The organism is Streptomyces sp. P6-2-1 (genome assembly GCF_050613165.1).
Taxonomy (GTDB): domain Bacteria; phylum Actinomycetota; class Actinomycetes; order Streptomycetales; family Streptomycetaceae; genus Streptomyces.
In genome coordinates this window covers 2,456,568-2,480,438 of record NZ_CP192513.1, presented here as the reverse complement: position 1 = coordinate 2,480,438, position 23,871 = coordinate 2,456,568, and the positions used below count along the sequence as shown (strand labels likewise).

Annotated in this window: 19 protein-coding genes and 2 pseudogenes; 13 read left to right on the top strand and 8 right to left on the bottom strand. The window is 73.8% G+C overall.

The window, feature by feature from the left end; all coding sequences use genetic code 11:
- Positions 1-36: 36 nt before the first annotated feature.
- From ACQYWQ_RS10670 to ACQYWQ_RS10615, 12 genes are all read left to right on the top strand, one after another.
- The gene (locus ACQYWQ_RS10670; RefSeq protein ID WP_431034056.1) at positions 37-1,245 is read left to right on the top strand and encodes a cytidylyltransferase domain-containing protein; all 1,209 of its coding nucleotides are present in this window, start codon (positions 37-39) and stop codon (positions 1,243-1,245) included.
- 41 nt (positions 1,246-1,286) lie between these two features.
- On the top strand, positions 1,287-2,276 hold the full coding sequence (locus tag ACQYWQ_RS10665; protein ID WP_431034055.1) for an N-acetylneuraminate synthase family protein: 990 nt from the start codon (positions 1,287-1,289) through the stop codon (positions 2,274-2,276).
- Positions 2,277-2,289: 13 nt separating this feature from the next.
- On the top strand, positions 2,290-3,405 hold the full coding sequence (locus ACQYWQ_RS10660) for a hypothetical protein (protein ID WP_431034054.1): 1,116 nt from the start codon (positions 2,290-2,292) through the stop codon (positions 3,403-3,405).
- 49 nt (positions 3,406-3,454) lie between these two features.
- Positions 3,455-4,372, top strand: a complete 918-nt coding sequence (locus tag ACQYWQ_RS10655; protein WP_431034052.1) for an aminoglycoside phosphotransferase family protein — start codon at positions 3,455-3,457, stop codon at positions 4,370-4,372.
- 1,143 nt (positions 4,373-5,515) lie between these two features.
- Positions 5,516-6,835, top strand: a complete 1,320-nt coding sequence (locus ACQYWQ_RS10650; protein WP_431034051.1) for an amidohydrolase — start codon at positions 5,516-5,518, stop codon at positions 6,833-6,835.
- Positions 6,836-7,133: 298 nt separating this feature from the next.
- Positions 7,134-8,213 (top strand): BMP family lipoprotein, encoded by a 1,080-nt coding sequence (locus ACQYWQ_RS10645; protein ID WP_431034050.1) that lies wholly within the window; start codon positions 7,134-7,136, stop codon positions 8,211-8,213.
- Between the two features lie 223 nt (positions 8,214-8,436).
- The gene (locus ACQYWQ_RS10640) at positions 8,437-9,501 is read left to right on the top strand and encodes a BMP family lipoprotein (protein WP_431034048.1); all 1,065 of its coding nucleotides are present in this window, start codon (positions 8,437-8,439) and stop codon (positions 9,499-9,501) included.
- A gap of 376 nt (positions 9,502-9,877) precedes the next feature.
- Positions 9,878-11,479, top strand: a complete 1,602-nt coding sequence (locus tag ACQYWQ_RS10635; RefSeq protein WP_431034046.1) for an ABC transporter ATP-binding protein — start codon at positions 9,878-9,880, stop codon at positions 11,477-11,479.
- Positions 11,476-12,672 (top strand): ABC transporter permease, encoded by a 1,197-nt coding sequence (locus tag ACQYWQ_RS10630; RefSeq protein WP_431034044.1) that lies wholly within the window; start codon positions 11,476-11,478, stop codon positions 12,670-12,672. Before ACQYWQ_RS10635 ends, ACQYWQ_RS10630 begins: the two co-directional genes overlap by 4 nt.
- On the top strand, positions 12,669-13,937 hold the full coding sequence (locus ACQYWQ_RS10625; RefSeq protein WP_431034043.1) for an ABC transporter permease: 1,269 nt from the start codon (positions 12,669-12,671) through the stop codon (positions 13,935-13,937). Before ACQYWQ_RS10630 ends, ACQYWQ_RS10625 begins: the two co-directional genes overlap by 4 nt.
- Positions 13,934-14,338: a cytidine deaminase gene (locus ACQYWQ_RS10620; RefSeq protein ID WP_431034042.1), complete on the top strand. Its 405-nt coding sequence runs from the start codon at positions 13,934-13,936 to the stop codon at positions 14,336-14,338. Before ACQYWQ_RS10625 ends, ACQYWQ_RS10620 begins: the two co-directional genes overlap by 4 nt.
- Before the next feature lie 125 nt (positions 14,339-14,463).
- On the top strand, positions 14,464-15,744 hold the full coding sequence (locus tag ACQYWQ_RS10615; RefSeq protein WP_431034040.1) for a thymidine phosphorylase: 1,281 nt from the start codon (positions 14,464-14,466) through the stop codon (positions 15,742-15,744).
- A gap of 171 nt (positions 15,745-15,915) precedes the next feature.
- On the opposite strand, the pseudogene ACQYWQ_RS10610 reads toward ACQYWQ_RS10615, so the two are convergent.
- A pseudogene (locus tag ACQYWQ_RS10610) lies at positions 15,916-16,215 on the bottom strand (TetR/AcrR family transcriptional regulator); the annotation flags it as partial.
- On the opposite strand from ACQYWQ_RS10610, the pseudogene ACQYWQ_RS10605 reads away from it, so the two are divergent.
- Positions 16,099-17,100, top strand: a pseudogene (locus ACQYWQ_RS10605) (oxidoreductase); the annotation flags it as partial. The pseudogenes ACQYWQ_RS10610 and ACQYWQ_RS10605 overlap by 117 nt on opposite strands.
- A gap of 25 nt (positions 17,101-17,125) precedes the next feature.
- On the opposite strand, the gene ACQYWQ_RS10600 reads toward ACQYWQ_RS10605, so the two are convergent.
- From ACQYWQ_RS10600 to ACQYWQ_RS10570, 7 genes are all read right to left on the bottom strand, one after another.
- Positions 17,126-17,815 (bottom strand): PIG-L deacetylase family protein, encoded by a 690-nt coding sequence (locus tag ACQYWQ_RS10600; RefSeq protein ID WP_431034038.1) that lies wholly within the window; start codon positions 17,813-17,815, stop codon positions 17,126-17,128.
- A gap of 96 nt (positions 17,816-17,911) precedes the next feature.
- Positions 17,912-19,186 carry an MFS transporter gene (locus ACQYWQ_RS10595; protein WP_431034036.1) on the bottom strand — a complete coding sequence of 425 codons (1,275 nt, stop codon included), beginning with the start codon at positions 19,184-19,186 and terminating at the stop codon, positions 17,912-17,914.
- Positions 19,187-19,192: 6 nt separating this feature from the next.
- Entirely contained in the window at positions 19,193-19,810 is a 618-nt protein-coding gene (locus tag ACQYWQ_RS10590; protein ID WP_431034035.1) for an ArsR/SmtB family transcription factor, read from the bottom strand.
- A gap of 148 nt (positions 19,811-19,958) precedes the next feature.
- Positions 19,959-20,396 carry an SRPBCC family protein gene (locus ACQYWQ_RS10585; RefSeq protein ID WP_431034033.1) on the bottom strand — a complete coding sequence of 146 codons (438 nt, stop codon included), beginning with the start codon at positions 20,394-20,396 and terminating at the stop codon, positions 19,959-19,961.
- Between the two features lie 102 nt (positions 20,397-20,498).
- A complete protein-coding gene (locus tag ACQYWQ_RS10580) occupies positions 20,499-21,422 on the bottom strand; it encodes an AEC family transporter (protein ID WP_431034031.1) in 924 nt (307 codons plus the stop codon).
- Positions 21,423-21,674: 252 nt separating this feature from the next.
- Complete coding sequence (locus ACQYWQ_RS10575) at positions 21,675-22,271, bottom strand: GerMN domain-containing protein (protein ID WP_431034029.1); 597 nt, start codon at positions 22,269-22,271, stop codon at positions 21,675-21,677.
- The gene (locus ACQYWQ_RS10570; protein WP_431039141.1) at positions 22,268-23,710 is read right to left on the bottom strand and encodes a sensor histidine kinase; all 1,443 of its coding nucleotides are present in this window, start codon (positions 23,708-23,710) and stop codon (positions 22,268-22,270) included. The genes ACQYWQ_RS10575 and ACQYWQ_RS10570 overlap by 4 nt, the downstream gene beginning before the upstream one ends.
- Positions 23,711-23,871: the final 161 nt, after the last annotated feature.

Here is a 23,871-nt window from a genome sequence, read left to right as displayed (position 1 = left end):
CACGAAGCCACCGCAACCACCCACGAAGGCACCGCCATGACTCCTCGTGTCCTCGCCGTCATCCCCGCCCGGGGTGGCTCCAAGGGCGTCCCCGCGAAGAACCTCGCGCCCGTCGGCGGCGTCCCGCTCGTCGTCCGCGCCGTGCGCGAGTGCCTCGCCGCGCGGTACGTGACCGACGTCCACGTCTCGACCGACGACGCGGCGATCAGCCGCGCCGCCCGCGAAGCCGGGGCCGAAGTCGTGCGCAGGCCCGCCGCCCTGTCGGGCGACCTCGCGAGCAGCGAGGCCGCCGTCCTGCACGCGCTCGACACGTACGAGGAGCGGCACGGCGCCGCGCCCGACGTCGTCCTCCTGGTCCAGTGCACGAGCCCCTTCCTCCTCGCCTCCGACGTCGACGGGGTCGCGCGGGCCGTCGTGACGGGGGCCGCGGACTCCGCGCTCACCGCGGCGCCCTTCCACGGCTTCGTGTGGCGCGAGGACGACGCGGAAGGGGCGCGCGGCGTCAACCACGACCGCCGTACCCGCCCGCGCCGCCAGGACAGGCCCGAGGACCTCGTCGAGACCGGCGCGGCCTACGCGATGGACGTCGCCGGGTTCCGTACGCACAAGCACCGCTTCTTCGGCCGTACGGAACTCGTACGGACCGACCCGGCCCGGGTGCTGGAGATCGACGACCCGCACGAGCTGGAGCGCGCGCGCCTCCTCGCGCCGCACTTCGACGCGCACCGGCCGGGCGCCCTGCCCACCCGCGCGGACGTCGACGCCGTCGTGCTCGACTTCGACGGCACGCAGACCGACGACCGCGTGCACATCGACGCCGAGGGCCGCGAACTCGTCTCCGTGCACCGCGGCGACGGCCTCGGCATCGCCGCTTTGCGCCGTTCGGGGCTCGCCCTGCTCATCCTCTCGACCGAGCAGAACCCCGTCGTCGCCGCCCGCGCCCGCAAACTCCGCGTCCCCGTCCTGCACGGCATCGACCGCAAGGACCTCGCGCTCAAGCAGTGGTGCGAGGAGCAGGGCATCGCGCCCGAACGCGTCCTCTACGCGGGCAACGACGCCAACGACCTCGCCTGCTTCGGCCTCGTCGGCTGGCCCGTCGCCGTCGCGAACGCGCACGACGCCGTGAAGGGCGCCGCGCGCGCCGTCACGACAGTGCCCGGCGGCTCGGGCGCGATCCGCGAGGTGGCCGGCTGGCTGCTCGGCGGCGACCTCGGCACCCCACGAACTGGTCGAACCGACCAGTGACCACGCCAGTTCACCCGTATCCCCCAGTACAAGGACCCGCAATGAGCAACCTCACCACCCCCCGCCTCCGTTCCTTCGGCTCCCGCGAGGTCGGCCCCGGGCGGCCCGTCTACGTCACCGGCGAGATCGGGATCAACCACAACGGCGAGCTGGACAACGCCCTCGCGCTCATCGACATCGCCGCCGACGCCGGCTGCGACGCCGTGAAGTTCCAGAAGCGCACGCCCGAGATCTGCACCCCGCGCGACCAGTGGGACATCGAGCGCGACACGCCCTGGGGCCGCATGACGTACATCGACTACCGGCACCGCGTCGAGTTCGGCGAGGACGAGTACCGCGCGATCGACGCGCACTGCCGCGAGCGCGGCATCGACTGGTTCGCCTCGCCGTGGGACACCGAGGCCGTCGCCTTCCTGGAGAAGTTCGACGTGCCCGCGCACAAGGTGGCTTCGGCCTCGCTCACGGACGACGAGCTCCTGCGCGCGCTGCGCGCAACGGGCCGCTCCGTCATCCTCTCGACCGGCATGTCCACGCCGCGCCAGATCCGGCACGCGGTCGAGGTGCTCGGCAGCGACAACATCGTGCTGTGCCACGCCACGTCGACGTACCCGGCGAAGGCCGAGGAGCTGAACCTGCGGGTCATCCACACCCTTCAGGCCGAGTTCCCGAACGTCCCGATCGGCTACTCGGGCCACGAGACCGGGCTTCAGACGACCCTCGCCGCCGTCGCGCTCGGCGCGACCTTCGTCGAGCGGCACATCACCCTCGACCGCGCCATGTGGGGTTCCGACCAGGCCGCGTCCGTCGAGCCGCAGGGCCTCGCGCGCCTCGTCCGCGACATCCGCACGATCGAGCACTCGCTCGGCGACGGGGTCAAGAAGGTGTACGAGTCCGAGCTGGGCCCGATGAAGAAGCTGCGCCGGGTCCCCGGTGTCGTCGCCGAGGCGGAGGCGGCGGTGCAGGCGGCCGACGAGGCCGCGGGCGAGGCGGCGGAGGCAGCGGACGGGGCCGTGGCCTCGGCCCGCGTCTGAGCGCGGCCGGCGCATGACGATCCCGGGGGCGGCGGGCCCGGAGGGCGGGCCCGCCCCCGCCACCTCGGCGGGCAGCCCACCCCCCGCTCCCGCGACCCTCGCCTTCGTCGAGAGCCCCGTCCAGCTCCTCAACGTCCTCGAATGGGCCCACGCCACCCCGGCCGTCGACCCCACCGACGTGCTGCTCGTCGTGCTCTCGCCCACCGACCCCATGTCACGGGGCCAGTTGCGGCGCATGGCCGAGTTCGCGCGCGCGGCGGGGATGCGCCTGCGGTGGGAGGAGGCGCGGGGCGGGAGCGCGGCGCCCGTGCACACGGTGCGGGGGCTGGCGCCGCTGCTGCGCGGGGCGCGGCGGATCGTCATAGGCGACCCGTTCTCGCGGTACGTGCAGCTGCTGCTCACGCTCGCGCGGGCACGGGACCTCGTCGTGGTCGACGACGGCACCGCGACGATGGAGTTCATCGCGCTGCTCGCGCGCGGCGAACCCCTCGTACGCTGGCACAGGGGCGGGCGCGGCGGCCCCCGCGACCTCGCCTTCGCGCCCTTCGCGCGCACGGCCCGGCGCAAGCTCACGCCGGGCCCCGGGCGCGAGGTCGGCCTCTTCACGTGCATGCCCGTCGAAGGGGTCCCCGAGGGCGTCACCGTCACGACGCACGACTTCGCCTGGACCCGTACCGCCTTCGGGCCGCCCGCGGTGCGCACCGGCGCCGACCTCGTGGGCACCTCGCTCGTCGAGACGGGCGTGGTCGCCGAGGACCACTACGTGGCGGCGGTCGACGCGCTCGTGCGCCACCACGGCGCGGTCCGCTACTTCGCCCACCGCAGGGAGAACACGACCAAGCTCCACCGCCTCGCCGTCGAGACCGGGCTCCAGATCGTCCGCCCCGACCTCCCCCTCGAACTCATCGCCCGCCGGGGCCCGATCGGCGCCACCATCCTCAGCTTCCCCTCGACGGTCGTGCACACACTGCCGCTCGCGCTGACGGGCACGGGGGTACGGGTCGCGGTGTGCGACATCGATCCCGCCTGGCTCACACCGCACGCCTCGCCCCGCGCCTCCGGCTTCCTGGCCGGGGTGACGGGAACGGCGCGCGGGGTGCGACGGATAGGGGTGGGCGGCGGGGCCTGAGCGGGAAATGCCGTTGCGGCGGTACGGGGACGGGGCCGACGATCGCCGTATGGTCCCCGCCCCAGCTCCCACGCCCCCCGACGGCCGCGCCGGTATCGACGCCGCGCTCGTACGGCGGCTGCTCGCCGCGCAGTTCCCGCAGTGGGCGGACCTGCCGCTCGCGCCCGTCCCCGTCGACGGCTGGGACAACCGCACGTACCGCCTCGGCGAAGCGCTCACCGTCCGGCTCCCGACCGGCCCCGGCTACGTACCGGCCGTCGCCAAGGAGCACACCTGGCTGCCCCGTCTCGCCCCGCACCTGCCGCTGCCCGTGCCGCAAGTGCTCGGGGAGGGGCGGCCTGGCGAGGGCTACCCGCACCCGTGGTCGGTGCGGCGCTGGATCGAGGGGGAGACCGTGCTGAGCGCCGAGCCCCGCTCCCGTACCGCCCTGGCCCGCGAACTCGCGGCCTTCGCGCGCGTGTTGTGGGCCGCTCCCGTCGACGGCCCGGCGGCGGGGGAGCACAGCTGGTACCGGGGCGGGCCGCCCGCGCACTACGACGCGGCGACCCGCGCGTACCTCGCGGAGCTCGGCGGCGTGGTGGACACCCGCGCCGCCGCCGAGGTCTGGGAGGCCGCGCTCGCGGCGCCCTTCACGGGCCGCCCCGGCTGGTTCCACGGCGACCTGGCCCCCGGCAACCTCCTGCTGCGCGAGGGCGAACTCGCCGCCGTCATCGACTTCGGCACCTCGGGCGTCGGCGACCCGGCCTGCGACCTCGTCCCCGCGTGGGGCATGTTCGAGGGCGAGGCGCGCGAAGCCTTCCGCGCGGCGGTCGCCCAGGACGGGGGCACGTGGGCCAGGGCGCGCGGCTGGGCGCTGTGGAAGGCGCTGCTGGTCCTGACGGAGAAGCCGCAGGACGGCGACCCCGTGCGCGAGGAGAACCTGCGGATCGTCCGGGCGGTGCTCGACGACCACGCGGCGCACGGCTGACCGGCGGGACGCCCGCCGGTCACCCGGCGTGGGGCCGAGGGGGGGATGGCCCGCCGGTCACCCGGCGCCCGGCCGCCCGCGGAACCGCCTGCCGGTCCCCCCGCGTCCGGCGCCCCGCCCCGCGCGCCCGGCAGGTCGGGCGCCCGCGCGGCCACGAGCCGCAGGTCCTCGGCGAGCGCCGTGACCGTGAAGTCGGCGTGCCCGTAGTCCTCCCGCGCCAGACGCTCGCCCCTGGCCGCGAGGAAGGGGGCGAGGTGCCCGGCGGCCAGGGTGGCGAGGACTTCCGTACGGGGCACGCCCCGCGCGGCACCGTACGCGAGCGCCTCGCGCAGCCCGGCGGCGGCCGGGCCGAGGCCGAGGCCGGCGACGAGCTTCAGGGCCGCCGCGCTGCCGACGGGCCCCGTACGGCGCGGCTCGCCCGTACGCGACCACACCCGCAGGACCCGCTCCGCCTCCGCCACGTCCCCGGGCGCACCGCCCGCCGGAATCCGCGGCCCGCCCGCCCCTGCCTTCGGCACCGAGCCGATCAAGGGGGCCTCCACGTACCGCGGTCCGCCCGCCCCCGCCTCGGCCGCGAGGGCGGCGCTTTCCTCGCGGGCGCGACGGGGACGGCGCGGGGGCGCGGCGGACAGGGGTGGGGGAGGGCGGGGCGTGCGGGCCTGGGCTCGGTGGCGCCGGGTCCGTGCGGCGGGCTGAGGGTCCCGTCAGTCAGCGGGCCGGTCCGCGGACGGCGTCAGCCGGTACCTCGTGCGGCAGGCGGGGCACGCGGTGAGGGCCCAGCCCGGGGTCGCTGCCTGCTCCACGACCTCGATGACCACGACGTCGTCCGCGAGGTGCCGGTGCCGGTGTCGGTGGCAGTAGCCGTGAGGGCGGGGCGTTTCGGGTGGGGTGGAGAAACGGGCACGGGACCCCTGGGGGCAGCCTTAAGGCAAGCGTCCTTCCGGGCACTCTCCGCTGGAACGGTCCAGCAGTCGACCAGTCCCGTCAGGCGGCCCTGCGGCTCGAACGCGCGAGCGTAAAAAAGCGGCATACCCATGTCCGGCGTCCATCATGCGGAATCGGGCAGGCTTTCTTACGTCTTTCCCGGTGAACTTTCGCGTTTGACTGGATAGTTGCCCCCGGCATCGCCTTACCCTTCGAAGGGTGAGCCACCTCGAAGCGCCCGAGACCGAAGCCCCCGCCCCCACTCCCGCCCCCGCGCCCCTCGCGACGCCTGCCGCCGTCCCCGTGGCCCCCGCCGGGGTCGGCGGTGCCGGGGCCGCCCTGCCCGGCGCCGCCGCCGATTTCCCGGCCGGGCTGCGCGAGGAGCTGATCGCCTTCCGGCGCGATCTGCACGCGCACCCCGAGCTGGGGAACCAGGAGTTCCGCACGACCGGGGCGATCAAGGCCAGACTGGAGGAGGCGGGGCTCCACCCCCGCGTCCTCAAGGGCGGTACGGGCCTCGTCTGCGACATCGGCGAGTGGGACGGGGGGCGCCCGATGCTCGCGCTGCGCGCCGACATCGACGCGCTCCCGATCCCGGACACCAAGGTCACGGCGGCCTACCGCTCCACCGTCCCGGGCCGCGCGCACGCCTGCGGCCACGACGTGCACACGACCGTCGTGCTCGGTACCGGTCTCGTCCTCGCCGACCTCGCCGCGCGCGGGCTGCTGCCGCGCCCCGTCCGGCTCGTCTTCCAGCCCGCCGAGGAGGTCCTGCCGGGCGGCGCCGCCGACGCCGTACGGGAAGGGGTCCTGGAGCACGTCGGCCGCATCCTCGCCGTGCACTGCGACCCGAAGGTCGACGCGGGCCGCATCGGGCTGCGGCACGGCCCGATCACCTCGGCGTGCGACAGCCTGAAGGTCTCCCTGGACGGCCCCGGCGGGCACACCGCCCGCCCCCACCTGACGACCGACCTCGTCACGGCCGTCGCCAAGGTGGCCACCGAGGTCCCCGCGCTCGTCGGGCGCCGCGTCGACACGCGCGCCGGGCTCGCGATCACGTGGGGCCGCATCGAGTCGGGGCACGCCACGAACGTCATCCCCCAGCACGCCGAACTGGCCGGAACCGTACGGTGCCTGGACCAGCGCACATGGGAGACGGCGCCCGACGCGGTGTACGCGGCGATCGACGAGGTCGCCGCGCTCTACGGCGCGAAGACGCAGATCACGTACGTGCGCGGGGTGCCCCCCGTCGTCAACGAGGCGTCCGCGGCCGACCTGCTGCGCGACGCGATGACCGCGCGGCACGGCGCGGAATCCGTCGAGAGCACCGAACAGAGCCTCGGTGGCGAGGATTTCTCCTGGTACCTCCAGCACGTGCCGGGCGCGATGGCCCGCCTCGGCGTCCGTACCCCGGGCGACCGGCTCGCGCGCGACCTGCACCAGGGCGATTTCGACGTGGACGAGTCCGCGATCACGGTGGGCGTGGAGCTGTTCACCGCGGCGGCCCTGCTCGACGCGGCGGGGGACCGGGCGAGCTGATCCCCCGGGGTGTGGGGCGGGCCGTTGTGAGGCTCCGCCCCACACCCCGCCCCTCAACCTCCCCCAGTCCCCGGGGACCCCCTCAGGGGCTGGGACCGGCTGGCCGGGGATGCCGGGCCCGCGCCCCCAAATCCCCCCTTCGTCACGCTCGTTCACCGTGCCGTAACGGCCTGTTGGCACGAATAGGTAACGCCTCGCGGAACCCCTTCAGCCCCCGCTTCTACGCGCGTTACTGTGCGGCGCGTTGGAGAGCGCCGACGAACGCGTCGAACAAGCGCCTGGAGAAGGGGAGTTCCCCGTGGGTCACAAGTCGAGGTTCACCCGGGTCGCCGTGGGAGTCGCCGCGCTGGCGCTCGCCGCCACCGCCTGCGGGAAGACGAGCGGCGAGGCCGAGAAGGACGACGCCAAGAAGGGCGGCGACTCCTCCGCTTCCGCCGCGGCGTCGAAGGGCATCGGTCTCGCGTACGACGTCGGCGGGCGCGGCGACCAGTCGTTCAACGACGCCGCGTACTCCGGCTTCGAGAAGGCCCGCGGCGAGTTCCGGCTCGGCGGCCAGGACGTGGAGCCGCAGGACGGCGAGTCGGACGCGGACAAGGTCGCGCGCCTGACGCAGCTCGCCAAGAACGGCTACAACCCGATCATCGGCGTCGGTTTCGCGTACGCGCCCGCCCTCAAGGAGGTCGCGCCGAAGTACCCGAAGACCACCTTCGGCATCATCGACGACGACACCGTCAAGGGCGACAACGTCGCCGACCTCGTCTTCCACGAGGAGCAGGGCTCCTACCTCGCGGGCGTCGTGGCGGCGAAGGCGACGAAGAAGAAGCACGTGGGCTTCATCGGCGGCGTCGACGTACCGCTCATCCACAAGTTCGGCGCGGGCTTCAAGGCGGGCGTCGCCTCCGTGGACCCGAAGATCAAGGTCGAGGAGCAGTACCTCACCGAGAAGGCCGAGGACGGCGGCTTCTCCAGCCCGAACCTGGGCAAGGAGGCCGCGAAGGGCCAGCTCGACAAGGGTGCCGACGTCCTCTACGCGGCGGCCGGTCTCTCGGGCCAGGGTGTCATCGAGGAGGCGGCGGCCGCGAAGAAATGGGTCATCGGCGTCGACTCGGACCAGTACAACCAGAAGCCGCTCGCGAAGTACAAGCAGTACATCCTGACGTCGGTCCTGAAGGATGTGGGCGGCGCGGTCTACGACCTGACCAAGTCCGTCGTCGACGGCTCCCCGAAGACGGGCGAGACCCGCTTCGACCTGGCCTCGGGCCGCGTAGGACTCTCCGAGTCCAACCCGGCGTACGGGAAGATGACGGACGTCGTGGCGGCAGTGAAGAAGGCGGAAGAGGACATCAAGGCGGGCAGGATCGACGTCCCGACGTCCTGACGTGATCGTTTCCGGAAGGGCTGGACTTTCGCCATCACGCGAGAATCCAGCCCCTCCGGCGTGTGAGGAGCGGGGTCCGGGGCGGAGCCCCGGAAACGGCCCGCCCCGGCGGGGCACAGGTGGATAACGGGTGACCTGCGGGGGTTTTCCGCGCGTTCTACGCGCGTTACGCTGCGGCGGAACCAGCGCCCATCGGGGCGCCGCCATACAAGGAGTCCCGCTCATGCGCCGCCTGTCCCGAATCGCTGCCGCAGGCATTGCGACCGCCGCTCTCGCCGTCTCCGTCACCGCTTGTGGCGGTACCTCCAGCGACGCCGCCGCCGACAAGGACAAGGGCGGCGACTCCCAGGCCAAGGGCCTCGCCCTCGCCTACGACGTCGGCGGCCGCGGCGACCAGTCCTTCAATGATGCCGCGCACGCGGGCATGGTGAAGGCCGAGCAGGACTTCAAGCTCACCGGCAAGGACGTCGAGCCCACCGACGGCGAGTCCGACGCCGACAAGGTCGCGCGCCTCGACCAGCTCGCCAAGCAGGGCTACAACCCGGTCATCGGCGTCGGCTTCGCGTACGCGCCCGCCATCAAGGAGGTCGCGGCCAAGCACCCGAAGACGACCTTCGGCATCGTCGACGACGAGACCGTCCAGGAGAAGAACGTCGCCGACCTCGTCTTCCACGAGGAGCAGGCGAGCTACCTCGCCGGCATCGCCGCGGCGATGACGACCAAGAGCGACCACATCGGCTTCGTCGGCGGCGTGGACGTGCCCCTCATCCACAAGTTCGAGGCCGGTTACGTCCAGGGCGCCCGGTCGGTCGACCCGAAGATCAAGATCGAGAAGCAGTACCTCACCGAGAAGGCCGAGGACGGCGGCTTCTCCAGCCCGAACCTGGGCAAGGAGGCCGCGAAGGGCCAGATCGACAAGGGCGCCGACGTCGTCTACGCCGCCGCCGGTCTCTCGGGCCAGGGTGTCATCGAGGCCGCTGCCGCCGCCGACAAGTGGGCGATCGGCGTCGACTCGGACCAGTACAACCAGAAGCCGCTCGCGAAGTACAAGGACCACATCCTCACCTCCGCCACGAAGGACGTCGCCGGCGCGGTCTACAACCTCGTGAAGTCGGTCCAGGACGGCAAGCCCGCCACCGGCGTCGTCCGCGCCGACCTCGGCTCCGACGGTGTCGGCCTCGCCGACTCGAACCCGGAGTTCAAGGGCAACGACAAGGTCCAGAAGGCGATCGAGAAGGCCAAGGCCGACATCGCCGCGGGCAAGATCAAGGTCAAGACCACCAGCTGACCCGGCTGTTCGGCCCGGAGGACGCGTATCGTCCGGGCCACGTGAACCGCACAGGCCGTTCCGGCTACGTACTGGTGTGCGAGCGTCGGGCGGGGGGCACTCGCCCCGCCCGCCACGACCGTCCCGCCCGCCCGCCACGACCGAACGAGTGGATACCGCCACGAAACGGTGCCGTCACCGGCCCCGGGGAGGCTGAACCCGCCCCGGGGCCGCCCGGCACCCGCACCCGCACCCGTACTACCCCCGACACGTCCCGGGCCGCCGCACGCGGGCCCCCTTCCGAGGAGAATGCGCCATCAACGCGTCTCAAAGCCCCCCGGCCGGCGGCCAGGCGCCCGCGGTCGAGCTCCAGGGCATCACCAAGCGCTTCCCGGGCGTGGTCGCCAACCACGACATCCACCTCAGCGTCCGCAAGGGCACCGTGCACGCGCTCGTCGGCGAGAACGGCGCGGGCAAGTCGACGCTCATGAAGATCCTCTACGGGATGCAGAAGCCCGACGAGGGCACGATCCGCGTCGACGGCCGGGACGCCGCCTTCGGCTCCCCCGCCGACGCCATCGCGCGCGGCATCGGCATGGTCCACCAGCACTTCATGCTCGCCGACTACCTCACGGTCCTGGAGAACGTCGTGCTCGGCAGCGAGAAGCTGCACGGCATCGGCGGGGCCGCGCGCCGCAGGATCGTCGAGCTGTCCGAGCGGTACGGGCTCGGGGTGCGCCCCGACGCGCGCGTCGAGGACCTCGGGGTCGCCGAGCGCCAGCGCGTCGAGATCCTCAAGGTGCTCTACCGGGGCGCGACGACGCTCATCCTCGACGAGCCGACCGCCGTGCTCGTCCCGCAGGAGGTCGACGCGCTCTTCGGGAACCTGCGGGAGCTGAAGGCCGAGGGCCTCAGCGTCATCTTCATCTCGCACAAGCTGGGCGAGGTCCTCTCCGTCGCCGACGACATCACCGTCATCAGGCGCGGAACGACGGTGGGCACCGCGGTCCCCGCCGAGACGACGCCCAAGCAGCTCGCCGAGCTGATGGTCGGCAGCGAACTGCCCACGCCGGAGACCGCCGAGTCGACGGTCACGGACCGCGCGCTGCTCACGGTGGAGAACCTGCGGCTGCGCGCCGACGGCGGCCGCCCCGTGCTCGACGACATCTCCTTCACGATCCACGAGGGCGAAGTCCTCGGCATCGCGGGCGTCGAGGGCAACGGGCAGACCGAGCTGATCGACGCGCTCATCGGTCTCAAGGGCGCCGACTCGGGCCGCATCCTCCTCGCGGGCGAGGAGATCACGCCGTGGCCGACGCGCAAACGCCGCGAGCACGGCGTCGGGTACATCCCCGAGGACCGCCACCGCCACGGCCTCCTCCTCGACGCGCCGCTGTGGGAGAACCGCATGCTCGGGCACATCACCGAGGAGCCCGCGGCGAAGGGCTTCTGGCTCACGCCGAAGGCCGCGCAGGAGGACACGCGCCGCATCGTCGAGGAGTACGACGTCCGTACGCCCGGCATCGACGTGACCGCCGGGTCCCTGTCCGGCGGCAACCAGCAGAAGCTCATCGTCGGCCGCGAGATGAGCCACAAGCCGCGCTTCCTCATCGCCGCGCACCCCACCAGGGGCGTGGACGTCGGCGCGCAGGCGCAGATCTGGGACCAGATCCGCGAGGCGCGCCGCGAAGGGCTCGCCGTCCTCCTCATCTCCGCCGACCTCGACGAACTCATCGGCCTCTCGGACACCCTGCGGGTCATCTACCGCGGCCGCCTCGTCGCCGACGCCGACCCCGCGCACATCACCCCCGAGGAGCTGGGCTCCGCGATGACGGGCGCGAGCAGCGGCCACCTGGAGGAGACGGCACCCGCGACGGACGCCGCGAAGAAGCGCGTACCGCCGCAGAAGTCCCCGAAGGACACCCCGGAACCCGAGGACACCCCGGAACCCGGGGACCCCGTCAAGGACGCCCCGCAGGAGAAGGACACCCCCCGATGAGCAACCTCTCCGCGCAGCAGACGGACGAGTCGCCGAAGGCGGCCGACGCGCCGCACGGCCCCGGCGGCAAGAAGTGGGACTCCGAGCGCGTGATCCTGGCGGCCGCAGGGCCCGTCATCGCCCTCGTCCTGTCCCTCGTCGTGACCGGCGTCGTGCTCCTCGCCTCGGGCAAGAACCCGGTCGAGCCGTTTCAGCTCATGTTCGAGCAGATCGGTTACTCCGACCAGCAGGTCCTGATCATCAACCAGGCGGGCGTGTACTACCTCGCCGCTCTCGCGGTCGCCGTCGGCTTCCGCATGAACCTCTTCAACATCGGCGTCGACGGCCAGTACCGCCTCGCGGCCTGCGTCACCGCGATCGCCGGTTTCCACCTCGCGCTCCCGCAGGTGCTCCAGATCCCCGTGCTGCTGATCATCGCGATGCTCACCGGGGCCCTGTGGGCCGGGGTCGCCGGCGTACTCAAGGTCACGCGCGGCGTGAGCGAGGTCGTCGCGACGATCATGCTCAACTCGATCGCGACCGCGCTCATCGTGTGGTTGTGCCTCACCGACAACTTCGGTGTCCCCGTCGGCAACAACCAGACGACGGGCGTCATGGACAAGGCCGGCTGGTTCCCCGGGATCGGCATGGGCGACGCGGGCGAGATCTACGGCTTCGTCTTCGTCGCGATCCTCGCGGGCGTCGTCTACTGGCTCGTCCTCAACCGCACCCGCTTCGGCTTCGACCTGCGCGCCTCGGGCGCCTCCGAGGAGGCGGCGGCCGCGAGCGGCGTCAGCGCCAAGCGCATGACGCTCACCGCGATGCTCCTGTCCGGCGCGGTCGCCGGACTCGCGGGCCTGCCGATCCTGCTCGGCGACACGCACACGTACAGCCAGAGCTTCCCCAGCGGCCTCGGCTTCACGGGCATCACGATCGCCCTGCTCGGCCGCAACAACCCGCTCGGCATCGCCGCCGCCTCGCTCCTGATCGCCTTCCTCGACAAGGCCTCGTCCGTCCTGGACTACAACGGCTACGAGAAGGAGATCGCGACGATCATGCAGGGGATCATCGTGATCGCCGTCGTCGTCTCCTACGAGCAGGTGCGTCTGTGGGGCCTGCGCCGCCAGCAGCGCCGCGTCGGTCTCGAACTCGCGGCAGCGGCTGCCGCCGCCACTCCGTCCACCGAGGTCAAGAAGGAGGCGGCGGCCCGATGAGTACGCCCACCACCACCGCACCGGAGAAGGCGCAGGCCGCGCCCCGCCCCCGTAGTACGAAACTCACCTGGCCCGTCGCGCTGCTCCTCGTCGCCGGGCTCCTGATCATCGTCTCCGTCGTACGCCTCGTGACGGACGCCGACGGCATCACGTCGACCGGGCAGATGTCCGCGGCGCTGCGTCTCGCCGTGCCGATCGGCCTCGCCGGGCTCGGCGGCCTGTGGGCCGAACGCGCGGGCGTCGTCAACATCGGTCTCGAAGGCATGATGATCCTCGGCACCTGGTTCGGCGCCTGGGCCGGTTACCAGTGGGGCCCGTGGACCGGCATCCTGCTCGGGATCGTCGGCGGCGCGATCGGCGGCCTGCTGCACGCGATCATCACGGTGACCTACCAGGTCAACCACATCGTCTCCGGTGTCGCGATCAACATCCTCGCGCTCGGCGTCACGCGCTACCTGTCGATCTTCACCTTCGCCGAGGCCGACGGCGGTACGTCGAAGCAGTCCCCGCCGATCGACTCGCTCGGCACCTGGACCGTGCCGGGCGTCGCCGACGGGCTCGGTGACCTCGCGGACAAGCACTGGTTCCTGGTCTCGGACCTCGCCGGGCTCATCGGCGGGGTCCTCACCGACCTCTCGCCGCTGACCCTGATCGCCCTGCTCCTCGTGCCGTTCACGTGGTGGGTGCTGTGGCGCACGAGCTTCGGCCTGCGGCTGCGCTCCTGCGGCGAGAACCCGGTCGCGGCCGAGTCCCTCGGCGTGGACGTCTACCGCTACAAGTACCTCGCGGTCATCATCTCCGGCGGTTTCGCGGGCCTCGGCGGCGCCTTCCTCGCGCTCGTCTCCTCGAACATCTACCTGGAGGGCCAGACCGGCGGGCGCGGCTACATCGGTCTCGCCGCGATGATCTTCGGCAACTGGATGCCGGGCGGACTCGCCCTCGGCGCGGGCCTCTTCGGCTACACCGACTCGCTGCGCCTGCGCGGCGGCGGCGAGAACGTGCACGCGGTGCTCCTGCTCCTCGTGATCCTCCTCGCCTTCGCCGTCGCGTGGCTCCTGTGGCGCAAGAAGTGGCTCGCCGCGGGCATCACGACGGTCGTCGGGGCGCTCCTGCTCGTGTGGTACCTGTTGAGCGACGAGGTCCCCTCGCAGTTCGTCTCCATGACGCCGTACGTCGTGACGCTCCTCGTGCTCGCGCTCTCGGCGCAGCGGCTGCGGATGCCGAAGGCGGACGGAATGCCGTACCGGAAGGGCCAGGGCGGATGACGAGCACGGACGCGGGCGCGGACTTCGACTGGGACGGGCTGCGCGCGACCGCCCGTACCGCGATGCTCGCCGCGTACGCGCCGTACTCCGGCTACCGGGTCGGAGCCGCCGCGCGCGTCGCCGACGGCCGCACCGTGAGCGGCTGCAACGTCGAGAACGCGAGCTACGGGCTGAGCCTGTGTGCCGAGTGCGGACTCGTCTCGCAGCTCCTGCTCACGGGCGGCGGCCGCCTCACCCACTTCACGTGCGTGGACGGCGAGGGCCAGGTGCTCATGCCGTGCGGGCGCTGCCGCCAGCTCCTGTACGAGCACGGGGGCGCCGACATGCTCCTGGAGACGGCGGCGGGCGTCCGCACCCTGGCGCAGCAACTGCCGGACGCCTTCGGGCCGCACAAACTCTGACCCCTCGGGGGTGTCCCGCCGGGATCGACCGGACACCCCCGGGCGGGTAGCAGTCAGCACGGGCCCGGCGCACGCCTCGAAGGATGCGCCGGGCCCGTACCGTTTTCCTTTCTTGGGAGCCGTAAGTGGACGTCATCTCCGTCATCCGTACGAAGCGTGACCGGGGGGAGCTGAGCGAGGCGCAGATCGACTGGGTCGTCGACGCGTACACGCGGGGCGTCGTCGCCGACGAGCAGATGTCCGCGCTCGCGATGGCGATCCTCCTCAACGGCATGACGCGCCGCGAGATCGCGCGCTGGACCGCCGCGATGATCGCCTCGGGCGAGCGCATGGACTTCTCCGCGCTCAGCCGCCCGACCGCCGACAAGCACTCGACGGGCGGCGTGGGCGACAAGATCACGCTGCCGCTCGCGCCGCTCGTCGCCGCGTGCGGCGCGGCGGTGCCGCAGCTCAGCGGCCGCGGCCTCGGGCACACGGGCGGCACGCTCGACAAGCTGGAGGCCATCCCCGGCTGGCGCGCGAACCTCTCGAACGCCGAGCTGATGGACGTACTCGACTCGACGGGCGCGGTGATCTGCGCGGCGGGCGACGGCCTCGCCCCCGCCGACAAGAAGCTGTACGCGCTGCGGGATGTGACGGGGACGGTCGAGGCGATCCCGCTCATCGCCTCGTCGATCATGTCGAAGAAGATCGCGGAGGGGACGGGTTCGCTCGTCCTGGACGTGAAGTGCGGCTCCGGGGCGTTCATGAAGAACCAGGCGGACGCGCGCGAACTCGCCGAGACGATGGTGGGCCTGGGCACGGACCACGGGGTGCGGACCGTGGCGCTGCTCACCGACATGTCCACGCCGCTCGGCCTGACGGCGGGCAACGCCCTTGAGGTGCGCGAGTCGGTGGAGGTCCTGGCGGGCGGGGGCCCCGCCGACGTCGTGGAGCTGACCCTCGCGCTCGCCAGGGAGATGCTGGACGGGGCGGGCCTGAAGGACGCGGACCCGGCGAAGGCGCTCGCCGACGGCTCGGCGATGGACGTGTGGCGGCGGATGATCGCCGCGCAGGGCGGCGACCCCGACGCCGCCCTGCCCGTGGCGCGCGAGCAGCACGTCGTCACGGCCCCGCGCGACGGCGTCCTGACCCGCCTCGACGCGTACGACATCGGCGTGGCGGCCTGGCGCCTGGGCGCGGGCCGCGCTCGCAAGGAGGACCCGGTGCAGGCCGGAGCGGGCGTCGAACTCCACGCGAAGCCGGGCGACTCCGTCCGCGCGGGCCAGCCGTTGCTGACGCTGCACACGGACACCCCTGACCGCTTCGCGTACGCACTGGAGTCGGTGGAGGGCGCGTACGAGATCGCGGAGTCGGCGGGCCTCGCGACGCGCCCGATCGTCCTGGACCGCGTGGCGGCGGGCTGACCCGGCGGCGGGACGGTCGCGGGGGCGCCGACCGGAGCGGCGGGACGGGCGCAAGCGCACTGTTCCCGGGCCCCGCGCGCCGTCCCGGCCCCGTCCCGCGTCCCAGCCCCGTCCCGTCCCTCGCCCCAGCCCAGCCCCGCCGCGTCCCTTCCCGTCCGGCTGGAGCCACGTGTTGGCCACGGTCGGTACCAGGGCGAGGATCTGTTCGGCGGGGCGGTCGGCGGTCACCGTGCCGCGCCGCTGCGCCGCCGCTATCGCCTCGGCCTTCGCGCTCATGGCCGCGCCGGTGGCCGCGCGCTGGGCGAACTCGCCCCGTTCGAGGTGGTACCACATGAGGAAGCGCACCACCTCGGGGTGCCGCGTCCCCGCGTCGTGCAGCATGCCCGCGTACTCGGGGAGCCGGTCGGCGTCGATCGGGACGGCCGAGACGGTGAGTCGCGTGATGTGGTCGAAGACCGCGTCGAACGTCACTGGACGCCTGCGGACACCCCCGACCTGACCGGGCGCACCGCGCTGGTCACCGGCGGCAACAGCGGGATCGGCCTGGGGACCGCACGGGTGCTCGCCGCCCACGGTGCCAGGGTCCTCCTCGCGGGGCGCGGCCGGGACAGGCTCGGCCGGGCCGCCGATTCGGTGCGCGCCGCCGAGCCCAGGGCGGAGGTGGGCACCCTGGTGCTCGACCTCGCGGACCTCGCCTCGATCCGCGAGGCCGCCGCCCGGATCGCCGAGACCGAGACCATCGACCTGCTGATCAACAACGCCGGGGTCATGAACCTGCCGCGGCGTACGACCACGCGCGACGGTTTCGAGGCGACGTTCGGCACCAACCACCTCGGCCACTCCGCCTTCGCCGCCCAGGTGTGGCCCGCCGTGCGCAGGTCGGCGGCCCCGCGGGTCGTCACGGTCAGTGCCGTCGCCGCCCGCCGGCGCGTGGGCAGGCTCGACGACCTGATGAGCGAGAAGCGGTACCGCGGCATGAGCGCCTACGCCAAGTCCAAGCGCGCCAACATCGTTCACCCCGTCGAACTGGCCCGCCGTACCGCGGGCACCCCCGTCAAGGCCGTGGCCGTCCACCCCGGTGCGGCGATGACCAATCTCCAGCAGCACACCTCCACCGGGCTCGCCCGCCTGCTCACGCCGCTCGCCGCCGGCCTGCTCATGGGCTCGCCCGAAGGCGCCACCTGGCCCACGCTGTACGCCGCGACCGCGGCGGACGTGCGCGGCGGCGAATTCATCGGCCCCGCGGGACGCGAGCAGACCTCCGGCACCCCGAAGCCCGCGAGGCTCCCCAAGGGGGCCGACGATCCCCGCGAGGGCGCTGGACTCTGGGCGGCGAGCGAGCGGTCGACGGGTGTCGTCTTCGACGTCTGGGTGCGGAGGCTCAGGGGACCTCGGGCCCGGCCCCGCCGGTCTCGTACCACTCGGTCCCGAGCAGCCGCTCCCGCACGTCCTCCGGCATCGCGGCGAGGCGGCCGGGGGCGGCCCCGCGCCCGACCTCGCTCGCGTGCGCCGTGAGGGCGGCGAACTTGCGGGCCAGCCAGGGCCGTACGTCGATGCGGAGGTCCGCCCGCTCCTCCGGTACGGCGTGCGGGGTCTGCCCGGGGCGGAGGAGGGCGCCCCAGTCCCGCAGCGCCGACTCGGGGTGCGTCGCGCTCCACAGCGGGACGCCCGCCGCCTCGGCGGCGCCGGCGGCGACCTCGTGCGTTCGGGCGTGGTCCGGGTGTCCGGTGAGTCCGCCGAGCGCGTCGTGCGTGACGACGACGTCGGGCCCGAACTCCGACACGTATCCGCCGAGCCGCGCCACGGCGTCTTCGAGCGGGGCGTCGAGCAGCCGCGCCTCTCCCGGTGCCGACTCCGGCACCTTCGCGTCCGCGTACCCGAGGAAGCGGGGTGCCCCTGCCCCCAACAGCCGCAGTGCTTCGGCGAGTTCGGGTTCCCGGTGCGTCCCCGCGCTCCAGGTCGCCGTGACGACCCCCGTGTGCCACCCCGCGTCGGCCGCCCGCGCGAGCAGGCCGCCGGCGGACAGGGACTCGTCGTCGGGGTGCGCGAAGACAGCGAGGAGAGCGGGCATGGGGGCAGCGTACGGGCAGGCGCGCGGCACCAGGAGGAAGCCGGTCCGGCGATTGAGGGCGGGTCAGGAAGCGGACCGGGGGAGACCGGCCAGGCGTCAGGGGACTTCCGCTTCCGCCCGCACCGCCGCGGGCGACCGCGCGCGGTCCATCTCCCGCCACTCCGGCAGGAGCCCCGTCAGGCTCGTCGTCAGGAAGTAGACCGCTCCCAGGGCCAGCAGGACGGCCGTGAGGGAGCCCGAGTCCAGGAGGCTGCCCGCGGCGATGCCGCCGAAGGGGATGCCCGCCCAGGCGAAGGCGGTCACGAGGCCGCCGACGCGGCCGAGGAGCGGGCGGGGGACGCGTTCGATCTGGACCGCGCCGAGTATCGGGTTGAGGAAGCCCGCGCCGAACCCCGAGACCGCGAAGACCGTGACGACGAGCCACAGCGGTGCCCCCGAGGCGAGGACCACGAAGCGCGGCGCCCCGCCGAGCAGGTAGCCGTGGAAGAAGACCGGGCGCCTGGGCAGGCGGTGCGCGTACATGGCGGCGACGACGCTCCCGGCGACCCCGCCGCACCCCACCGCCGCCCCCGTCAGCCCGATCGCGCCGACACCCGTGCCCGCTTCCCGCGCCCACACCGGCAGCAGCACGCTCATGAACGAGGCGTCGAGGAAGTTGGTGATGCCGACGACGATCGTCACGGCGAGCAGGAGCCGGTCGCGGCGCAGGAAGGCGGCGCCCGCGCGGAGGCGCTTCCAGTACCCCTCCTCCTCGGCGACGGTGTGCGCGGGGGCCGCCGCCTTGCGCGGCAGTGTCGCGAGGACGACGAGCGAACCGAGCGCGAAGAGCGCCGCCATGACGGTGAGCGAGGTCAGCTCGCCGATCGCGGCGACGAGCGCGCCGCCGCCCGCGAGCCCCAGCATGCTCGCGAGGCGTTCGACCGTGCCGGAGAGCCCCGTCGCCCGTTCCATCGGGACCCGGGCGAGGTCCGCCGCCTCCGGGACCATGACCTTCTTGGCGAGGTCGCCCGGCCCGCGCGCCGTGCCGATCACGGCGACGAGCGCGAGCAGGACGCCGAGGTTCAGGCCCCCGCCGACGTGCAGCAAGGGGATCGCGGCCGCCGCGAGCGCGCTCACGAGGTCGGTCGTCCCGGAGACCGTACGGGCCCCGATCCGGTCGACGAGCGGACCGCCGAAGGTCTGCGCGAGGACGTACGGGCCCATCTCGCAGAACGCGACGAGACCGGTCTGCGTCGCACTGCCCGTCGTGGCGAGCACGTACCAGGGGAGCGCGATCGCGGATATGCGCGTCGCGGTCTGTGCGACGCCGATGGCGAGCAGGACGCCGACGAGCGGGCGCAGGGAGCGGGGCACGGGGGGCACGGCGGTCATGGCGGGTCACCCCTCGCCGGACGGGGTCTCGTCCGCCTCGGGGATGACGTGCACGATCATCGAGACGCGCCCCGTGCCCTCGGGCGACTCCCCGGTTCCCGCCTGCCGGTAGCGGGCGATGACCTCGCGCACCTCCGCGCCGAGCCGCAGCGCCTCCTCCGGCGTGAGCCGCAGTGAGTAGTCGCTCATGTCGGAGACCTCGCGCCACGCGGCGGGCAGCGTCGCGTACTCGTTGACGGCGTCCTGCATCCGGCGCGCGTGCGCGGCGGCGACGGCCTGGTGGTAGAGGAACGTCGCCTCGGGCTCCTGCTCCACGTACGTACTGGAGTCGAAGAGCGTCCCGACGTGCGCGGCCCGCCACCACCGCTCGCGGTTGTTGCCCCGCTCGCTGTCCTCGACGACGAAACCGGCCCCCGCGAGCTGCCGCAGGTGATAGCTCGCGGTCCCCGAACTGACCCCGAGCCGCTGCGCGAGCGCGGTGGCGGTGGAGGACCCGAACCGCCGCAAGGTGCCGAGCAGTTGGACGCGCACGGGATGCGCGAGAGCACGCAGGCCCTTGGCGTCGAGGGCGACGGTGGGAAAGGCGGAAGGGGGCGCGGGACGGTCTTCTTCCGGAGCGGTCATGAGAGCAGCGTAAACCGCCAAGACTTCTTCGCAAAGGGTTCTTCGCGAAGAAGTCTTGGCGATCGGCTCCTCCGGTGAGGGAGGAGCGGGGTACGGGGCGCAGCCCCGCGAGGCCGCCCGCTGACAGGCCCCGCCTTCCGCTCACGCCTCAGCCCAGCGCCCGCGCCACCGCCTTCGGCATCGTCACCGTGATCTCGTCCCCCAGCCGCTCGAACTCCCTCCGCAGCACCGGCGAAGCGACCGCCCGGAGCCCCTTGAAGCGGATCGTCGCCCGGTACGTGACGAGCGTGCTGCCCGCGCCCTCCGTGAAGCTCAGGTCGTCGGTCGTCTCAGCCGTCTTGCTGACGCCCGAGAACACGAGCCGCCCCGGCTCGTACGCGTCGAGCCGGTACGTCAGTTCGCTGCGCCGCCCCCGGAAGTCCGTGACGTTGAGCCAGCGCGAGCCCTCGGCGACGGGTCCGTCGCCGAGCCGCTCGCAGGACACCGTGCCGGGGTCCCAGTCCACGGCGTGGGCGAAATCGGCCAGGTAGGCGATGACCTTCGCGGGTGGGTAGGGCACGGCGAGCGTGCGGGTGACGCGGATCATGGCGGCTCTCCTCGTACGAGGGCTGCGGGGGCGGGGGGTACGGGCACGGGGCCGCCGCCCGCCGGGGAGTGCACCCCTTCCCCGTGCCACCCCGCGCCACACTCACCCCAGCGCCGCCGCCACCCCCACGAGCACCGGCACCGAAAGCACCGTCGAGAGCAACACCGATTCGCGGGCGAGGCGTTCGGCGACGCGGTACTGCACCGCGTACGTGTAGAGGTTCTGCGCCGCGGGCAGCGCCGAGGTGACGACGACGGCGAGGAGGTCGTGGCCCCGCAGCCCGAAGACGCAGGCAGCGAGGAGCCACGCGATGAGCGGCTGACCGAGCGCCTTGAGCCCGGCGGAGAGCAGGACCTGCCCGGCCTCGGGACCCCGGGCGGGGAGCGCGGAGCCGCGCAGCGAGATGCCGAAGGCGAGCAGCACGGCGGGGACGGACATGTTCCCCACGAGCGTGAGCGGGTCCATGACAGGACCCGGCACGCGCACCCCGAGCGCGGCGACAGCGACCCCGCTGAGCGAACCGATCGCCACCGGGTTCCGCAAGGGCGTGAGGACCTGCCGCACGAGGCCGCCCTTCGTACGGCCAGGGCGGCGCAGGTCGAGGATCGTGAGCGCGACGGGGGTGGCCACGATCTGCTGGAACAGGAGCACCGGCGCGACGAGCGAGGCGTCACCGAGCACGTACACCGCGATGGGGATGCCGAGGTTCCCCGCGTTGACGTACCCCGAGCACAGCGCGCCGATCGTCCCGGGGCCGACCCCCCAGCCGCGCGCGGCGGCGACGACCCCGTACACGGCCCCGACGGCGACGACGCTTCCCGCCGTGACGAGCAGCTTCGCGGAGAGCAGCACGCCGAGATCGGCGCCCGCGAGCGTCGTGAAGAGCAGCGCGGGCGTCGCCACGTGGAAGGCGAGCCGCGTCAGCGTCTCGCGCCCGCCCTCGCCGAGCCGCCCGCTCCGCCCGAGCGCGTACCCCGCGGCGATCACCGCGGCGATGACCCAGAAACCGGTCAGCACGCCGCGCACGGGGAGCCTTCCGCCGCGGTGTTCTCGGTACGGGCCGGGAGGGCCGCGGGTATCGGGGGCTCGGTGGCGGGTGCACGCATACGCCCATTCTCCGAGGTGGGACCTGTGGCGCTGGTACGGGGGCGGGTACGCCGCGCGCCCGCCGCGATGAGCCGGGCCCCGCGGCACGCGCGTGCTCGCGCTCGGCGGGTCCGGGGGCGAAAGGCTCGCGTCGGCCGGGGGCGCGGGTGCGGGGGCCGGGGCGGGGCGGGATCAGCCGGTGAGGCCGGGGCACTCCTCGCGGGCGGTGACGGCGGGCGTGGCGCCGGGGACGGTGACGCGGACCCTCGTGACGCGGGGGGAGGGGAGGGCGGCGCCCTGCCCCGCGGCGGCGTCCGTGGGGGCCGCCGCGGGGGCGTCGGCGGGGGCGTCGGTGGGGGAGGCGGCGCGGTGCGGGACGGCCGGGGAGAGGCCGGCGGTGTTCAGGAGGGCCGTGCAGGCCAGTTGGCGGACCGCGCGGGAGGAGAGGTGAGGGGTGTCCCTCGGGAAACGGAGGTCCAGGGTGCCGCGGGTCGTGGTGAGGCCGGGCAGGGGGAGGCGCGCGGGGAGCGCCGTCGTCAGGCTCGTACGTTCCGCCCGCGAGGGGCCCTTGAGGAGCGCGCGCAGGGCCCCCGCGGTCGAGCCCTCCGCGCGCGGCGCGGCGCGGAGGGTGCCCGGCGCGTCCCGTACGAGGAAGTAGACCCCTTGCGTCAGGCTCAGACCGGTCGCCGGGGTGCCGACCTCGATGACGCCGGTCGGCGGGACCCCGCAGGCGGCGAGGAGGGCGAGACCGGCGGCGGCGAGCGCGTACCGGAAGGGCCGCCGCCTCATGGCCGTACCTCCGGACCGGCCGCCGGCCTCTCCACCGGCACCCTCGGCGGCCTCTTCGGCAGCCGTACGGTGAAGACCGCGCCGCCTTCCGCACGGTTGGCCGCCGTGACGACGCCGCCGTGCAGCCGGACGTTCTCCCGCACGATCGCGAGGCCCAGGCCGCTGCTCTCGCTGCGGGTACGGGCCGCCCCGGCCTTGAAGAAGCGTTCGAAGAGGTGGGGGAGCGCGGCCTCCGGGATGCCGGGGCCCCGGTCGCTCACCTCGATCTCCGCGCCGCGCCCCGACGGCAGCGGGCGCAGCGCGAGTCGGACCGGCGCGCCGCCGCCGTGCTTGAGCGCGTTGCCGACGAGGTTCGCGACGACGACGTCGAGGCGGCGCGGGTCGACCCTGGCCCGTACCCCCGCGGGGAGTTCCGTCTCCACCCGGCCCGTCCAGCCACGGGTGGACAGCGTGCGGCGCAAGGACTCCGCGAGGTCGAGATCATCGGTGTGCAGGGCGATCGCCCCCGCGTCGAAACGGGAGATCTCCATCAAGTCGTCCACGAGACGCGCGAGGCGCATCGTCTCCTCCGTCACGAGCCGTACCGCGTCCGCCGTGTCCTTGTCGAAACGCGGAGCCTCGTCGGCGAGCACGTCCGTCACCGCGGTCATCGCGGCGAGCGGCGTGCGGAGTTCGTGCGAGACGTCAGCGGCGAAGCGCCGCGCCCGCGCCTCCATCCGGCGCAACTCCGCCACCGACTTCTCCAGGGCCGCCGCCGTCTCGTTGAACGCCCCGGCGAGATCTGCGAGTTCGTCCGAGCCCTGCACCTTCAGCCGGGTTCCGAGGTCCCCGTCGGCCATCCGCCGCTGCGCCCGCCGCAACTCCCGTACGGGCCGCAGCACCCCGCGCGCGAGGAGCAGCGCGAGCAGCACGGCGAGCCCGAGCGCGGGCAGCGCCGCCCGCTCGACGGCGCTCACGAGCGCCGCCACGTACGCCTCCTCGCCCGACTGCGGCACGATGAGGTACACGGAGAGGCCGCTCAGGGCATGCGGATCGCTCGCGTACGTGACGGGCAGGCCGATGACGAGTACGGTGCCGCCGCGCGCCCGTACCCGCTGGAAGACGGCGACCGAGCGCGTCTCGACGCGGCCGCGCAGCTCCCGCCCGACGAGTCCGGGCGCCGGGCCGCTGCCCGCGTCGGCCCGCAGGCGCCCGTACGCGGCCACGACGCGCCAGCCCTGCGCGCGATGCCCCGAGACGAGCCGGCTCGCCAGCTCCTGCAACGTGGCCTGGTCGGCGGGCGTCACGAGCCCCGGCACCACCTGCCCCACCTCGTCCCTGAACTGGTCCACGACGCTGTCCTGGCTCCGCTGCAACACCCCGTTCCGCGCCTCCCGAAAGGTCAGCGCCCCTGTCCCGAGCGCGCTGACGACGGCGACGAGCGCGAAGGCGAGGACCATACGGGCCCGGAGGCCACCGAAGGACGGCAGCCGGGGGCGGCGACGGGCGGCGGGAGCGGGGTCCTCTGGGGCGGGCGGCCCGGAGGAGGGGCCGGGGGTGGGCGGCTCCGGGGCGCCGGGCGTGGCGGGGAGGTCGTGCGCCGGTTCCCGCGCGGGCGGGC

What these genes read in the sequence shown, in the direction of transcription:
- ACQYWQ_RS10670 (WP_431034056.1), top strand. Translation starts at nt 37, where the DNA reads ATGACTCCTCGTGTCCTCGCCGTCATCCCCGCCCGGGGTGGCTCCAAG.
- ACQYWQ_RS10590 (WP_431034035.1), bottom strand. Translation starts at nt 19,810, where the DNA reads ATGACCGCTCCGGAAGAAGACCGTCCCGCGCCCCCTTCCGCCTTTCCC.
- ACQYWQ_RS10575 (WP_431034029.1), bottom strand. Translation starts at nt 22,271, where the DNA reads ATGAGGCGGCGGCCCTTCCGGTACGCGCTCGCCGCCGCCGGTCTCGCC.
- ACQYWQ_RS10665 (WP_431034055.1), top strand. Translation starts at nt 1,287, where the DNA reads ATGAGCAACCTCACCACCCCCCGCCTCCGTTCCTTCGGCTCCCGCGAG.
- ACQYWQ_RS10595 (WP_431034036.1), bottom strand. Translation starts at nt 19,186, where the DNA reads ATGACCGCCGTGCCCCCCGTGCCCCGCTCCCTGCGCCCGCTCGTCGGC.
- ACQYWQ_RS10655 (WP_431034052.1), top strand. Translation starts at nt 3,455, where the DNA reads ATGGTCCCCGCCCCAGCTCCCACGCCCCCCGACGGCCGCGCCGGTATC.
- ACQYWQ_RS10640 (WP_431034048.1), top strand. Translation starts at nt 8,437, where the DNA reads ATGCGCCGCCTGTCCCGAATCGCTGCCGCAGGCATTGCGACCGCCGCT.
- ACQYWQ_RS10600 (WP_431034038.1), bottom strand. Translation starts at nt 17,815, where the DNA reads ATGCCCGCTCTCCTCGCTGTCTTCGCGCACCCCGACGACGAGTCCCTG.
- ACQYWQ_RS10620 (WP_431034042.1), top strand. Translation starts at nt 13,934, where the DNA reads ATGACGAGCACGGACGCGGGCGCGGACTTCGACTGGGACGGGCTGCGC.
- ACQYWQ_RS10630 (WP_431034044.1), top strand. Translation starts at nt 11,476, where the DNA reads ATGAGCAACCTCTCCGCGCAGCAGACGGACGAGTCGCCGAAGGCGGCC.
- ACQYWQ_RS10625 (WP_431034043.1), top strand. Translation starts at nt 12,669, where the DNA reads ATGAGTACGCCCACCACCACCGCACCGGAGAAGGCGCAGGCCGCGCCC.
- ACQYWQ_RS10660 (WP_431034054.1), top strand. Translation starts at nt 2,290, where the DNA reads ATGACGATCCCGGGGGCGGCGGGCCCGGAGGGCGGGCCCGCCCCCGCC.
- ACQYWQ_RS10570 (WP_431039141.1), bottom strand. Translation starts at nt 23,710, where the DNA reads ATGGTCCTCGCCTTCGCGCTCGTCGCCGTCGTCAGCGCGCTCGGGACA.
- ACQYWQ_RS10585 (WP_431034033.1), bottom strand. Translation starts at nt 20,396, where the DNA reads ATGATCCGCGTCACCCGCACGCTCGCCGTGCCCTACCCACCCGCGAAG.